A 15,180-nucleotide genomic window follows, 5' to 3' on the forward strand; every position below is an offset into this window, starting at 1 on the left:
CCCTTTTACCGGTTTCTCCCTCTATTAGAAAAGCTTCCAGATCCACCTCTGCGATTACTTGCACCTTGGGTACTAGTAGATTTACGGCTGTCTCTTTGATCTCCTCGCGGATTGTCACGCTTTGGTCCACGGCTTTCTTCCGAGCGGCCACCCCGCGGATTCTCTCTCCTTGGACCACGACCGTTTTCCGAACGTCCTCCCCGTGAATCCTCACGAATAGGTCCACGACCGTTTTCCGAACGGCTTCCCCGTGAATCGTCACGTTTGGGTCCGCGGCTGTTTTCCATCCGGCCTCCCCGTGGTTTCTCCCTCTCGACTTCACGATTATCCGCTTGGTTTACAGAACGGTGACTGCCCCGATTCGGTCCTCTCGTATCTATCCGTTCACGATGCTTTCTTCCCCCTCCCGAACGCGGTCGGCGGGTACCTTCATCAGAAGAGTCTTCATGACGCTTCCTTTTTTGCCTCACCTCATCAGGTTGGAACATTTTCACTCCTTCAATCGTCCTTCTTTCGATTTTCATGGAGATCCCTTTTTCTATATCGCTTAAAAGCTGAAGATCCTTCGTTGCTATGAAGGTTACAGCCAAGCCATTCTCACCAGCACGGCCCGTCCGGCCAATTCGGTGAATGTAACTTTCTGCATCCTCGGGAACATCATAATTAAACACATGTGTCACGCCTTCTACATCAAGTCCTCGTGCAGCAACGTCCGTTGCCACTAAATATTGAAGCTTTGCGTCTCTGAAGTTTTTCATCACACGTTCCCGCTTAGCCTGTGAAAGGTCACCATGAAGCTCTTCAGAATTGAATCCAGCTGCCTTCAGGGCATCATTCAAAACCGAAACACGCCGTTTTGTACGGCAAAATATAATCGCAAGGTATGGCTGTTCTTCTTTGATCATGTTGATTAATGAAGACTGTTTGGCACGATCTGTCGTCTCGATGACAAGCTGCCTGATTTTCTCGACCGTTACTTGCTCAGCCTTCACAGCGGCAGTTAATGGTTTGGTCATGTAGCGTTTTGCCAATTGATGCACCTGTTCAGGCATCGTCGCTGAAAAGAGCAGCGTTTGGCGCTCCTCTGGAAGCTGTCCCATGATCTCTTCCACTTCTGGTAAAAACCCAATATGAAGCATTTGATCAGCTTCATCAAGTACAAGTGTCCCAGTTTGTGAGAGATCGATGGTGCCTCTTCGTAAATGATCCAATAACCTGCCTGGCGTGGCGACCACCACGGAGATGTTTCTTGTCAGCTTCTTCATTTGCTGCTCGACATCCTGTCCGCCATAAACTGCAAGCACTTGAAGCCCTTCGATTTCATCAGCGAATTTTTTCAATTCAGCAGTGATTTGCAAAGCCAATTCCCTGGTTGGCGTGACGATCAGTGATTGTATGTGGGACGCGGCGGGATCGACTTTTTCCAGGATTGGCAACAAAAATGCCAAAGTCTTCCCCGTTCCCGTCTGCGCCTTCGCGATGACATCCCTTCCAGCAAGGATATCTGGTATCGATTTCTCCTGAATCGGGGTAGGGGCGGATATTCCTATTTGCTTTAATATCTTATTAATCGCCGGGCTGACGCCAAGGTCGATGAATTCTGTCATGTATGGGCCTACTTTCTGAATTTCTTCATTTAATTGACTGATAAATCCACTTTAATGGTAACAGCTTCGTTCACTTCATGTCATTATCCTTAGTTTAAGCTATTTGTTAGTATATCATTATCTATTTTCGAGAAAACCTGTACCTTAAAATTTTTCATGCTATTGTACTTTAGTTATTTTTCTAATATAATTTATAAGATTTATTATCATCGAGCTACTTACTTGAAAAAGGGTAAGCATCTCCTCCTTGTAGATTTTTGCAAGGATTTTTTGTATAGAAAAAAGGAGTGACCGCATGTTTAAATTAAAAGAACGGAATTCAAATATTAAGACGGAAGTACTTGCGGGGCTTACAACCTTTTTAACACTGGCTTATATCATCGTTGTAAACCCCATGATCCTTTCTGATGCCGGTGTTCCATTCGACCAGGCATTTACAGCAACCATAATCGCAATAATAGTCGGTACCCTATGCATGGCCCTTTTAGCCAATTACCCAATTGTCATAGCACCGGCAATGGGATTGAATGCTTATTTTGCATACTCGGTATTAGGAACCCATGATATCTCATACACAGTTGCTTTCTCTGCAGTCTTTGTTACGGGCATCATCTTTATCCTTTTATCCCTAACCTCTTTCCGCTCAAAATTGATCGAGGCCATACCAAATAACTTGAAACATGCTATCAGTGCCGGAATCGGGCTTTTCATCACCTTCATCGGACTTCGTTTGTCAGGTGTCGTCACACAGCATGAATCCAACCTGGTTACCCTCGGAAGCTTCAGGGATCCCAGTGTGGCGCTTACATTGGTTGGTTTGGTCATAACGATCGTACTGATCGTTCGCAATGTGCAGGGAGCGATATTCATCGGAATGATCGTGACTGCCATAATCGCTTTCTTTACAGGCCAATTGGAAATTAACGGTCTCGTTTCCACCCCTTCATTACCTGAAGGGATTATAGTCGCCAATCCCATCACATCTATCGCCGATGTCATTAACTACGGGCTTTATGGCGTCGTCTTCTCCATTTTGCTTGTAATGTTATTCGATACGACCGGTGCTTTATTGGGCATTGTCCGTCAAGCTGGATTGCTGAAGGATAATAAGCTTGAAAAATCCGGCAGTGCCTTCTTTGCAGATTCCGTCGGCACTACTGTTGGCGCAATGTTCGGTACAAGCCCGACCGCTGCCTCGGTTGAATCATCAGCTGGTGTTGGAGCGGGCGGCAAGACAGGGTTAACCGCGTTGGTGGTGGCCATCCTTTTCTTAATAACCGCCTTCTTCAGCCCGCTGATAGGAGCTGTCTCAAATGTAGCGGCAATCACGGCACCTAGCTTGATCATCGTGGGAAGCATGATGATTAAGAGCATTAATGAAATTGACTGGACACACTTTGATGAATCATTCCCAGCCTTTTTGGTCATTGTCGCCATGCCTTTGACATCAAGCATCGCCAACGGGATCGCACTCGGATTCATCGCCTACCCCATTTTAAAAATGGCAAGAGGAAAATTCCGTGAAGTGCATCCGTTCGTGTACATGTTTGCTGCTCTATTTCTTTATCAACTGATTTTCCTGGCTTGATCATCTCAAGAAGGACACCATGGGATAATAAAAAGGAGTGATCAATTAAACTAATTGATCACTCCTTTATTTGTTAACGTGCAATTATTTTATAACGTTTTCTTTCTGCTTACCTTTAATCACACTTGGCACTCCAACTGCCGTGCAATTATCGGGAACGGATGTCAAAACAACTGCATTGGCTCCCACTTTCGAATTATTGCCAATTCGGATGCCGCCCAATATTTTAGCGCCCACTCCAATATATGCATAATCGCAAACCTCAGGAGCTTTTCTGCTTTCTTTACTTTGCCCGAACGTTACTTGGTGCAATATTGTAACATGATCCCCTATTTTAGTATACGGATTGATGATAATGCCTTTAGCTCCATGTGGGATATGTAATTTTTTTCCTATTTGAGATTGCGCAGGAAATTCACAGTTCATGAAGAGTCTTATAATTAACAAATCAATCATGCGGTACAAAACCCATAATACTTGTTTTAAGATTGGAACATTTACTTTATAGTAAATTATATTGCCTATCCGGTAAACAAACATGACGATTATTCCGTGGATTCCGCCGAGTCTCCCCCAGTTACTAATAAACGCCAATTTGTTTAACCATTTAAATAATCCCATAGCAAACCTCCTAGGAGCATGAATTTAATTCATCAAACAGGGATAGTAGTTTTTCCTCTTCATTCTCCCAATTATATTCTTGTCTATATGCAGCCTTTCCCCGTTTCCCCATTTTCGCTGCCATGGCTGGGGATTCCAGTAAATAAACCGCTTTTTGAACCATATCATCCATGTTCGCTACATCGGCCGACACTCCACAGCTCCATTTATCCAGTACATCTTGAATAAGAAAATCAGAAACCATAAATGGAATGCCAGCGGCCATATATTCAAAACACTTTGTTGTTTTACCACCCAAGAAATTAGGATCAGGAACTAAAAATGCCATGCCTGCATGTGCCTTCTGGATGGATTCGAATGCTTTATCAAAGGCCATTACACCCTCTAGACTGACATAATTTTCTAAGTTGTTGTCCAGGATGAATGTTTTCAATTTTTCGATGTATCCTTCACTGCCCGTTCCAATGATCTTCATATGAAACACTTTCTTTAATTCTACTAATCTTTTTGCAAGAAGCAGCATGGTTTCCCCGCCACGTATATCAGAGATGCTTCCTAGGTAGATAAAGGTGAAAACATCTTCTTTTCTTCTGTTTTCTTTCATTTCAGTAATTTTGGGGTAATTGTAAACATCTGTTGTTGGACAAGTTAAGAACTTATAATCCTCTTTATACGTCATTTCTGCAAATACGACCCCGCTGCATGCACTTAGCAATCGTTTCTCCAAATGACGATACATACTCAATGCAATTCCGGGGATTTTTTTTCTCATAAGGACCTTTGGGACATTTTCATGCATGTCATAAACAATGACTGGATGATAACCGGGAATCCTCCTAATGATACTCATTAAAATCAGCAGCTCCGGATCATGAAACTGAATCACATCAGGTTTATCCTTCTTAATCTTGAGGAAGAGAGCAGTCCAATTTAACATACGTCCCTTCCTGGATCTCTTAGGCAACAGTTCAACTTCTATATTGGCCGGTATATGATCAGGAATTAGGTTATTTTCTATCGCTATATGCCTCACCTTGTACATTCCTGTTTCTCCAAAAGAAAAGGCTTGCCGAAAATAAATCCTCGTATCATTCCATGGGTGCACAGAACTAATATTATAAAATAACTTCATCTGTTATCTCCCTTTTGTAAATCTGACCCTAACAATAAATACATGATAATGAAAGTAAAAAACATCCCGCCTGTCACAAACGTTGTTGTAAGCGCAGTATCCGCTAAACACCATGCAGGAACAACAAACAGGATTATGCCGACACCTTGCCACTTTTCATTTTGCGTAAGGCTATCATAAAACCATAATATCGCTGCCAAGATCACTGTATAAACCAAGAATCCAATATAACCGAAATTAGCAAAAGCATCAGCGAACATATTGGCATTCGCTGCCATTTCAGGTCGGCCAAAGTACTCTGTACCGATAATGTATGGCGGACTCTTTTCATAAACAGGATCTATGAATTTTTCTAAAATGCTATACGATAGCAAGGCTTTTGGATGAGTTGAAAAGAAGTCTACATAATAGGTTGTCAGCAAGCCCGGTGTGATGATCATCCTTCTGGCAAACAAATTAGAAAAATATGCCTGATCAAGGATAAAATCCAGAAAAATGCTGATTCCTAACAGCGAGCAAAGACTTATACAAAAAAGTATGGAAAAATCCCTTCCCTTCTTCCGAAAAGCAATAAATACAATGATTAATAATCCAGTCGATAAAAGAGTCGATTTCAAGCCATTGACGGTGTACAAAAGGTATTGCAGCCCTAGTCCGATAACCACAAAGGTATATTTTTTTTTGCATAAGCCAATGGTCACGATTAATGGATTACATACTTTGGCAAGCCACTGTATAATATAGCCTGCAAGAGGGGTTAGTTTTGTTCGAAAAGTCATTCGCTTATCATAGATATCCTCAGAATTTATAGGAGGCTTTAGACTAATCCCCCCCGAAACTTTGAAGATGTAAAGAAAAAAAATCAATAATGTTATAACAAAAATGATTTTTAATAGACCGAGATTAACATTAGGAGGTGTAATCTTCATGGCTGGCAATCTATTTACATTTCCAATGATAAGTAAACAAAAAAACAAAAGAACATTCGTATATATAAAATCAGGCTGCAGTGTAAATAAATAGTTCGGAACCCATACTACCGGTATATAGACAATAAAATACAAAATCCAGAAAACGAGTTCCGACGGCTTATCCAGTTCCTTTTTTATGAATATGGCTGGCAATATAATAAAAAACATGGAAATTACTATCATGACAGCACTTGGATGTTGCCGATATATATACCCCATATAAGCATAATCAGGGGAAATAAAGTAAACGTAGGATATATCCAGTAACCAGACGTATAATCCTACCAGGCCCAGTTGAATCAGCTTCATTTTTTCAGATTATCCTCTCGATCTATGGAATGTATCGCCCTATAGCCAAGGAGAGCAAAAAAGTAGTAACTGGCCCCCATACAAATGCTAAAGTATAAGATGGCTGCTTCAGCTGAACCCCCTGAAATGAAAATGACCAGTACTCCAATAGATGACAGCAATAGCCTTGAAACATCCCATAAGAGCTGAGTCCTTTGTTTTTTGATTAAGAACAATATTTGGGAAACTGGCATGACAATCACTTGACTTAAAAACATAAATGACATCAATGTCACATATTCGCCGGAAACACGCCACTCTTCTCCAAAAACAAAGCTGAAGAGACCGGGTGCCATCCATGCCAAAATTACCATTATCGGCACACCTAACATGGCCGTTTTAGTAATAATGCTCTTATACAAATGTAAAACTCTTCCTGATTCATTTGAAATGCTTTTTGCCACTTCGGCATAGAATACTGTCGAAATACTCGCTCCCAACAAACTAATAGGTAAACCGATCGTTTTTGTAGCCATGGAAAAATGCCCTGTCACGTCTGGTCCGTATAGACGCATCAATAACAAAAAAATGATTTGTATAGATAAGGAACTTAAGAGAGTTGACCATGTGGAGTACTTGGCGAATTTCTCATGTTTTTTAAGCAAATAACCGATTCTCCTATAGTTCACTTTCGGCCAATGCATTCGCTTTAAGAAATAACGCCAAATGTACACAAGGGTTATTCCCCGTCCAATCATATCTCCCGCTATTAAACCTATTCCTGGAGTCACATGATTAATGGAAATAAGTGAGAACTGACTTATTACATTGCTAATCGATTGAAGCAGTTTAGAATGAGTTAGCCCTTTAAACTTATCTTCTTTTAACATCCAGTAACTCATCACTTGATAGATTCCAGCAAAAAACAGGCCAATTGAAAGGAAAAGGTCATTCATAATCGAAGCTTCTATACCGTATAATCGAAATAATGATAGATTAAGGAAGCCTAAACCTATATTCAGGATACAAACGACGGCAATCGTAAACATGCTAACGTACATCAAGTGAACCGTATTACTATGTTTTTTTTCTAAAGGAATCGCTTTTTCTAAACAAAGAGATGAGAATGACATGAGAATGGCCAAAAGTGACGTATAGGTTGAAAATACACCAAAATCTTCTGGAGTATATATTCTTGTCAGTATGGGAGAACTAGCGAATAGAATAAGCTGTGCAAGTGAATTCCCTGTTAATAATAAAAGGATTTTATTTATAAATTCATTTTTCATTTTCATATTTTCAACCACGCCACATCTCTATTTTATATACTCATTTACATTGTTCTGATTTGACTAATTTATCTTTCATTAACGTTTCTTTTATTTGATCCGCCGGATCGTGCATGATCCAGTCTAGAATCGATAAATTTTTTACACATTCTTTTTCATTTTTCACATAATAAACGGGATGTATGAACTTTTGATAAACGACTTCAATACCTTCTTTATGAAACAATTCTTCTTCCAAGTAATCCTTTCCGCTTCTCCCGCTTAAATAGCATGTACCTCCGGTTTGCTTAACTAAGCTGACTAATCTCTCTGTTTTTCCAAAGGAAGTGTTAAAATCATTGGAAAAGTGTGTTTCTCCTTCATAGTTTAAATACTTTAAAATCAATTCAAATAAATGAATATTCAAATCGACTAACAAAGCGTGTTCTTTTTGATATGCTTCTTCCAACAGCGGGAAAAAATCTTGAAAGTGCCGAGTTTTTTTATAAACTTCCGATATTTGCTTCAAATGATTCCTTTTCCATTTTTGATTTGGGGAATGATAACTGATTAATTTTTCATGTAACATTTCAGGCTTTTTTTGAAGCGGTACGGTTAGCCTTGACTCTTTTCCATCAGCACCTAGAATATATGTTTTATTTTGAAAATTACTTGAAGAGTATTTCACATCGGCCAAATATATAAAAACGTCCGATTGGAAAACCTTATGAATCAAACCAATCCATGGCAGGAAATTGGGCTGGTGAACTGTGACTATCTTCTTTTTTTCCACCTACAAAACCTCTTTTGAAAAAATTAATAGGAATGTCTCCGCGTATTTGCAATTCACTTGGGAACCCCTCCAACTGCCGATATGCTCCGCATTCACTAAATAATGCCCCATATAACCGGTTAGCTGTGATTGGAACACGGTAATCATACGTTTTTTATCTTCCATGAACTCTGTAATATCACTATAAATATTTGGGTGAAATTGATTGGCAGCGATGTTATTATTTTGATTGATTTGTTCGAATTCATATATGGTGAACTGTTTTTTCCTGAAACAGCTTCTTACCACCTTTGATAACTTTTGATGATCTTGATGACTGTCATGCATCCAATGTGTGTAGACTTCGTCTGGATCCATCTTTTCAATGATATCGTCGAGCTCGTTTATTAATTTATGAAGAGGGATATCCTCAACGTTATTACCCTCACAGTACTTAGAAAACTGTACCTCATATCCGAAATTCTTTGATGACTCTATTGCCTCTTGTTTCCTGACCTCGATATTCGAAGGGATGGAAAATATGATGTTGATAATGTAATGTCCTTGGTTCAACAGCTTACGAATGGTACCGCCCATACTAATTTCCGCATCATCCGGGTGCGCTGTTACTAGCAATATTTTTTTCATCCTGTTCCTCCATTTAAAGCTTGTTCAATGATAGATATCGCTTTAAGCGTCATGTTCTTTTGTTCCATGTAGGCCGATACATCTTTCATTAAAATCCATTTTGAAAATTCAGTGATTTCATAAAGCAAACTATTATCACTGATAGGCTCACTTATCGTTTCTTCCATGTCATTAATGATACTGCGGTAACTTATTGTGCGGATATCGTATAATGAGTGAAAACTTAATGTTCCGTTCTCTCCGTAAATTTCCGATATTGAATCATTCGTTAAGTTAATTTTTGAAATCAACATCGTTATTTTAAAATCTTCATATTCAAAAATGCACGTACCGCCTAAATCAATGTTTTTTACGATCAGTTGTTTAAAATAATAACTTTTAACGGGAACACCAAATAATTGAATGGCCGCATAAATAGGATAAATTCCAATCGTTCTTAAGGTCCCTCCACCATGATTTTCATCGAAAAGTGGAGCTTTCTCCCCTTTTAATAAGGCCGAATACTGCATGGAATAGTTTTGGTACTTTAGGGTTGCCCCATGGATTTTCCCTACCTTTTTCATAGCATTCTTTAAAATTTGAAAGTTGGGTTCATAGATGGATCTTACTGCCTCAAACACAAAAACATTTTGTTCTTCTGCAGCATCGAAAACCCGATTGGCCTGATTTGCTGTCATGAATGCCGTTTTCTCCACAATAACGTTCTTTCCATGCTCAATGGCTGCCATCGCTTGATCATAATGGGAGGCATTAGGAGTGGCTATATAAACAGTATCCAGCTCATCATCCTCAAACACTTCATTCAAGGATCCATAAACTTTAGAAACTCCTTTTTCTTTTGCAAGCTCCTTGGCAAAATGGAATCTTCTCCCCCAAATTCCCATCACCTCTCCATTTGAACTTTCATTAATGGCATCAATCATGGCACAGCTTATTGGACCTGACCCCACCACTCCAATCCTATTTTTAATCGCCATGTTCCACTGCCTGTTTACATTTCGCTACTATGTATTTCAGATCCTCATCTGGCAGATCCAAGTGACATGGCAACGTGAAATGAGATTCCCGAAATCTATCGGCATTCGGGAGAGATGCAAGGGGATATTCCTCTAGCAATGTGGGCTGTAAATGTAATGGGACCCCATAACAATGCCCGGTGCTTATATGACACTCGTTTAAATGCTTTTTAAATGTTTCGCATTGCTCTTTGCTTTTAGACATGACGATAATTTTATAAAATGAAGATATATTGTGGTCTGATGAAGCTTGGAAGTAGAGACCGTGCTCATGAAAAACCTCTTTCAAATTTTCTTTATAGAAACTGAAGATTTCCTGCCTGACCTGGATCATCCCATAAGCTTCCTGAACTTGCAGATAACCAAGCAATGCATTAAATTCACTAAGAAGCATGTCACCGGATAATACTTGATTGACTGCACCATTTTCATTCCCATGGTGCCTTAACAGCTCACAGTATTTTATTAAATCTATATCATCCGATGTAATGACACCGCCTGTCGCACTTGTAACAATTTTAGTGGGGTACATTGAAAAAACCCCAGCAAATCCAATTGTGCCTGCTTTATATCCATTTATACTGGCACCAAAAGCATGTGAAGCATCTTCGATTAGATAAAGATCATTCTCATCACAAAACTTTTTAATCTCAAAGATGTTATCAGGGATCCTTCCAGCAATATACGTAATTAGGACAACTTTCGTTTTAGGAGTCACGGCGTTCTTCAGGCTATCTAAATCCAAATTGAAATCCTCTAAATTTATGTCACAAAGAACGACCCTTCCTTTCGCATTTTTCACCGCATATACTGGAGAAATGAACGTATTGCTTGGCATGATCACTTCTTTGCCTTCAACATCTAGATACTTTAAAATAATTTCAATGGCGGCTGTTGCACTGGAAAGGGCGACAGCATACTTAGAATCATTGTATTGTCTGACGCTTTCTTCAAATTTCCGAGTATACTCACCTAAAATTAACCTGCCAGAATCCAAAATGCGCTCAATGTTCTTAAGGTATTCCCGTTTTACCCAACCTGTTATCACTGGCTTTGTATTTACGATAGTCTCCATGGAACTCCATCCTTTTTCCAAAATTAGATCTTTCAATAGACGTTAAGTGAGATGCAGACAAATATATCAAATTCTGAATGACCCATTGTTCATGAATATTCAATGATCATTATCAACCAATTCCGACAGTGTTCTCTCCAGTTTTGAAATCAATTTGGTTTTCTCATAATTCAGGGTTAAACGCTCTATATTTTCTTGTATTTTCAGATACATTCGGTTGTCACTTTTCATTGATTTTACATACTCTATCATCTTTGATCGTTCACTATATTCAAAACCGTGACCTGCATCATATTTTGTCATGACCTCATGCTGCCAGCCTTTATAGTTTATTAATGTTGGTTTTCCGGCAGCCCAAAAATCAAAAAGTTTATTTTGACTATTCCTATCCAATATTTCATGATCACGTACAAAACACAGACCTATATGAGAGACGGCCATTAATAAGTAAGCTTCTTTTTTAGATACCTGATCCAAGAAAATGACGTTGTTTAATTTTTTGCTCTCTTTCACTTGAATTAAGCGTTCTTTTTCCTTTCCATCCCCTACAATTAGATAGACAATATCGGGGTCATCCGTCTTTTCGGCAAGCTGTAAAATATAATCGATATTATTGATAAATCCTAATGTGCCTGCATATAAACAGATAAACTTCGCTTTTAAATCCAATTTATCCAATGCTTCTTCTTTATCTTCGGAACGAATTAGAGAAAAATAGTTTATATCCGCAAAGTTAGTAACCGTAGCAATTTTTTCCCGTTTAACTCCTTTTCTCAATAAATCTTCTTTCATTCCAGGCGAAAGCACGATGATTTTATCAGCTGAAGAATAAATCATGCTTTCTAGCTTCAATAAAATCCTCTTTAACCATCCATGTCTGATGATTCCCAACTCAATAGGTATATCTGGCCATAAATCCCTTACCTCAAACACAAATTCGCTGCGCTTCACCTTAGCAAGAAGCATACCTATCAACCCAATTGTCAAAGGGGTCGAGGAAGCATAAACAACGTCTACCCCTTTCTCCTTCACCCCAATGAAAAAACTTTTATACATATAATGAACAAACGATAATAATCTTTTCAGGTAACTATATTCTTGTTTATATTTAGTTTTGGTTGAGATGATCTTTATTCCCTCACGCGAATCTACGGATTTTCCGGTGATGATGGTGACTTTATTATTTTTAGAGACTAAAAATTTAGCTATTTCATAAGATCGGGTACTGCCTTTATCGATATTGAAATATTGATGCAAATAAAGAATCTTCACTTTTTCACTTCCTCTTTTACCCAATGTGATTCAATTTGACTTACAGAGTAATGCTTTCCCTATTGCATTCACCCCAGAAAACAAATGTAACACTTAATATAGGTGAGGCATGTCCCTATTTTAGAATGGGGCGTTTTAACTTTGAAACGCACTAACATCTTGTACTGCCATTCCTTACACCTGCTTTTTCATCACATTAGGTTTGTTCCAGTCAAGGAAGGCCGAGATGGCAATCCAGTCATCCAGGCGGTTATAAACCGTTTTGTCTTGTACATGGATTTCAGGCCCAACTTCGGTCAATATGTTATCCCTTTCAATACCGTTATTTTTCATGTTCAAAGAAGTGATGGCATAGTCATTTGCAGGCAGATATTCCTGTTATTTCATATAATCGCTTCATCTGAATACTCCCATATCTTTTATTCATTTTTTTACAGTTGTTTTGCATATTCCAGGGCAGAAACCAGGACACACTAGTTGACTAAAAAAGAGGGGGGCATATCTAATGTTACAAGGGATTCGAGATGTGCATTTCTCAATATCAACATAAGATGTGCTAATCTTGGAACAGTCGCTTAAACGTATAGTTCCTTCGACAATTTTCCCATACAAAAAACTTCAATTATAAAGGGGATAAACCGGATTATGTTTGGGGCACTTTTGAAAAGTGATGGCCGTTTGAAGCGTGCTTTATTCTAAGAAGGACTGTTTCCGGCGATTACAAAGGGGACGTGTCATTCAAAAGAAAAAGCCTTTCCCCGATGTTGGCCGGGAAAAGGCTGAAGCTTGATGTACTCTTTTTATGCCTAATTGAAAAAGGTATGTGTTTTTTTTATTTCTTCCGCCAAAAAAGGAGGATATCCAACTTGTCGTCAAATATCCTCCTATAGTTCATTGATTCATTTGATCAAGAAAATCACCCAGAAGATCGTCAAGATTTTCCTCCACAGGTTCGGGTTCTTCAACTTGTTGTTCCGATTCACCCAAATCATTCCAATCGAAGTCATCCAAATCTTTCTTAGGCAGATCTTCCTGAATCTCCTCAACTTCCTTTTCTTCAGGCTCGGCCTGCACATACAATTCCTCATTCAGTACATTATTGTTCAAAGAGGCAAGCAAGGCCGTAGCGCGTAAAGGATCGGATAAAAGGTGATACATAATCGTTCCAAGCATAGCTTCTGAGTGGGAATGCTTGAGCCAGTCACGCTGAGATTTGCTAAGCTTGTTCGGCATGGGCAGGGCAATCATTTCCCGTTCCTGATGGGTCGATTGTCCGATTCCATCGAGAACATACTCGGCAATTTTACTGGAAAAATTCCTTCTTTCCGTTTCCTTCAATTTCTGCAGCTGCCTTAACGTATAATCTGATACATCCGAAGGGATACGAAAAGTGATGGCTTGTCCTCTTTTGATTTCAGAAGAAGCTGTTTTTTTCATTCTCTCACCTATTTAACAGCACCTGATCTTTGTTCTTTCTTCTTTTGGTGGGATTGCTGCTGTTCCTTTGAATTCCGGCGATTAAAATCCGAAATCAATTTATAATAGGCGTTGGCCATCATCCAAACGCTTTCCCGTTCATCTTCGAAAAAGTCTATATTGTAGCCATCGAAATTTTGATTCAATGTTTTCAAGTAGTCTTTCAGGACAATCGATCCCCCGCCTACAAAATAGCAGATTTCCGTTTGTGAATTTTTTTGCCATACGTTGCGCAGATGGCGATATTGCTTTTTGGCCAGTTCTCCCAAAATACGGTCAACGATATCATGGACGCTTGTCCGGCTTCCGCGAACCATAATATGGTTGCGATCATTTTTCTTCGTGATGATTTCGACGACATCGCGCCTGCTATCCAGCTCGACACCATGTTTCTTCCTGATTTCCTCACGAATTGATTCAAGGGCTTCAGCTACTCCCAAATTGAATCCTTGTGCTTTATCATCGTCTACTTTACGATTTTTAATGACCGCGATATCTGTCGATAGTCCACCGATATCCTGAATGAGGATTCTTCTATCGATCAATTCACGGTTAATGATATTCAAATCATTGTCCATAACCAAATTTATGTATGCTGCGAAGCCTTCTGGATAGACTTTCACTTCATCAAATTTGATATTAACCTTAATACCTTGGTATTTAGGTGTAATTAAAAATTCTACTTGGTGAACGGATCCCAGTAGCTTCGAACGGTACCCAACGTCTTTCCCTTCCTTAACTTCCCGAAGAGGTAGACCTGTGCCCAGCGTATAATTCGCTTCGACAACGTTATTTACTTTTTTGAACTTATCATTATTCCCTTGCTTGGCAGCATCCAATGCAATAGCCGCAAAAAGCATGACTAATGTTTGGTCTTCCTCTGATTTACTGCTCCCCAAATCTAGTTCTGTTGGGTTATCACTTTTTGTCGCTAAATTTCCGACACGATAGATGGCATTATTGTCTTGCAATGCTGGTGAATGGACTCTAATATGTAACCCTTCCAATGGGTTTTTTTCATCGAGTTCTTCGATTCCTATGACCGGACGATCTTCAATGTCTTTTGCAATGACATTTGGTATATATAGTTCAGACTCTAGCTTTCCAAAAATAGCTTTAATTGCATCATTTCCTACGTCTATTGCTGCGATTCTAGAACTCATCTAAAAACATCCCCTTTTTCATAAAAAAATTTAGGTGGAGCACTCTATTAAGCATAGAAAAGGTTTCTATATTAGTCAATGCTTCATAAGTTGTAGCTATATTTGTCGAATTGTTTTCAAATTGTTTACAATAGGAACAAATATGTATACACCTTATATGTAGCCATGTGTACGTATTTGTAATCATGCATACATATTTGTGTACAATGCATCTATTTTTGTTTACATGTATACATAATTGCAAACAAACCAAATAATGTATTTTTTTAATCTTTCTCCTTAC

14 protein-coding genes are annotated in these 15,180 nt (G+C 39.0%); 1 reads left to right on the forward strand and 13 read right to left on the reverse strand.

Annotated features, from left to right (window positions below; translation table 11 throughout):
• Positions 1-5: 5 nt before the first annotated feature.
• Positions 6-1,607 carry a DEAD/DEAH box helicase gene (locus tag MPH60_RS20755; RefSeq protein WP_241589497.1) on the reverse strand — a complete coding sequence of 534 codons (1,602 nt, stop codon included), beginning with the start codon at positions 1,605-1,607 and terminating at the stop codon, positions 6-8.
• 295 nt (positions 1,608-1,902) lie between these two features.
• Between MPH60_RS20755 and MPH60_RS20760 the strand changes: the two genes are divergently transcribed.
• Complete coding sequence (locus MPH60_RS20760; RefSeq protein ID WP_241589496.1) at positions 1,903-3,195, forward strand: NCS2 family permease; 1,293 nt, start codon at positions 1,903-1,905, stop codon at positions 3,193-3,195.
• An 84-nt stretch (positions 3,196-3,279) separates the two neighbouring features.
• On the opposite strand, the gene MPH60_RS20765 is transcribed toward MPH60_RS20760, so the two are convergent.
• From MPH60_RS20765 to MPH60_RS20815, 12 genes are all read right to left on the reverse strand, one after another.
• Positions 3,280-3,816: a serine O-acetyltransferase gene (locus MPH60_RS20765; protein ID WP_241589495.1), complete on the reverse strand. Its 537-nt coding sequence runs from the start codon at positions 3,814-3,816 to the stop codon at positions 3,280-3,282.
• A gap of 10 nt (positions 3,817-3,826) precedes the next feature.
• Positions 3,827-4,948 (reverse strand): glycosyltransferase, encoded by a 1,122-nt coding sequence (locus tag MPH60_RS20770; RefSeq protein WP_241589494.1) that lies wholly within the window; start codon positions 4,946-4,948, stop codon positions 3,827-3,829.
• The gene (locus MPH60_RS20775; RefSeq protein WP_241589493.1) at positions 4,945-6,228 is read right to left on the reverse strand and encodes an O-antigen polymerase; all 1,284 of its coding nucleotides are present in this window, start codon (positions 6,226-6,228) and stop codon (positions 4,945-4,947) included. The genes MPH60_RS20770 and MPH60_RS20775 overlap by 4 nt, the downstream gene beginning before the upstream one ends.
• The gene (locus tag MPH60_RS20780; protein ID WP_241589492.1) at positions 6,225-7,502 is read right to left on the reverse strand and encodes an oligosaccharide flippase family protein; all 1,278 of its coding nucleotides are present in this window, start codon (positions 7,500-7,502) and stop codon (positions 6,225-6,227) included. The genes MPH60_RS20775 and MPH60_RS20780 overlap by 4 nt, the downstream gene beginning before the upstream one ends.
• A 34-nt stretch (positions 7,503-7,536) precedes the next feature.
• The gene (locus MPH60_RS20785) at positions 7,537-8,268 is read right to left on the reverse strand and encodes a WbqC family protein (protein ID WP_241589491.1); all 732 of its coding nucleotides are present in this window, start codon (positions 8,266-8,268) and stop codon (positions 7,537-7,539) included.
• Positions 8,269-8,895, reverse strand: a complete 627-nt coding sequence (locus MPH60_RS20790) for a PIG-L deacetylase family protein (RefSeq protein WP_241589490.1) — start codon at positions 8,893-8,895, stop codon at positions 8,269-8,271.
• The gene (locus MPH60_RS20795) at positions 8,892-9,872 is read right to left on the reverse strand and encodes a Gfo/Idh/MocA family protein (RefSeq protein WP_241589489.1); all 981 of its coding nucleotides are present in this window, start codon (positions 9,870-9,872) and stop codon (positions 8,892-8,894) included. Before MPH60_RS20795 ends, MPH60_RS20790 begins: the two co-directional genes overlap by 4 nt.
• Positions 9,862-10,986 (reverse strand): DegT/DnrJ/EryC1/StrS family aminotransferase, encoded by a 1,125-nt coding sequence (locus tag MPH60_RS20800; RefSeq protein ID WP_241589488.1) that lies wholly within the window; start codon positions 10,984-10,986, stop codon positions 9,862-9,864. The genes MPH60_RS20795 and MPH60_RS20800 overlap by 11 nt, the downstream gene beginning before the upstream one ends.
• Positions 10,987-11,085: 99 nt before the next feature.
• A complete protein-coding gene (locus tag MPH60_RS20805) occupies positions 11,086-12,258 on the reverse strand; it encodes a glycosyltransferase family 4 protein (protein WP_241589487.1) in 1,173 nt (390 codons plus the stop codon).
• 174 nt (positions 12,259-12,432) lie between these two features.
• Entirely contained in the window at positions 12,433-12,558 is a 126-nt protein-coding gene (locus MPH60_RS27845) for a hypothetical protein (RefSeq protein WP_272492791.1), read from the reverse strand.
• A 591-nt stretch (positions 12,559-13,149) separates the two neighbouring features.
• Complete coding sequence (locus MPH60_RS20810) at positions 13,150-13,695, reverse strand: hypothetical protein (RefSeq protein WP_241589486.1); 546 nt, start codon at positions 13,693-13,695, stop codon at positions 13,150-13,152.
• 8 nt (positions 13,696-13,703) lie between these two features.
• Positions 13,704-14,897 (reverse strand): ParM/StbA family protein, encoded by a 1,194-nt coding sequence (locus MPH60_RS20815; protein ID WP_048680510.1) that lies wholly within the window; start codon positions 14,895-14,897, stop codon positions 13,704-13,706.
• Between the last annotated feature and the right edge of the window lie 283 nt (positions 14,898-15,180).

It is taken from the genome of Peribacillus sp. Aquil_B1 (genome assembly GCF_022603275.1).
Taxonomy (GTDB): Bacteria; Bacillota; Bacilli; order Bacillales; family DSM-1321; genus Peribacillus.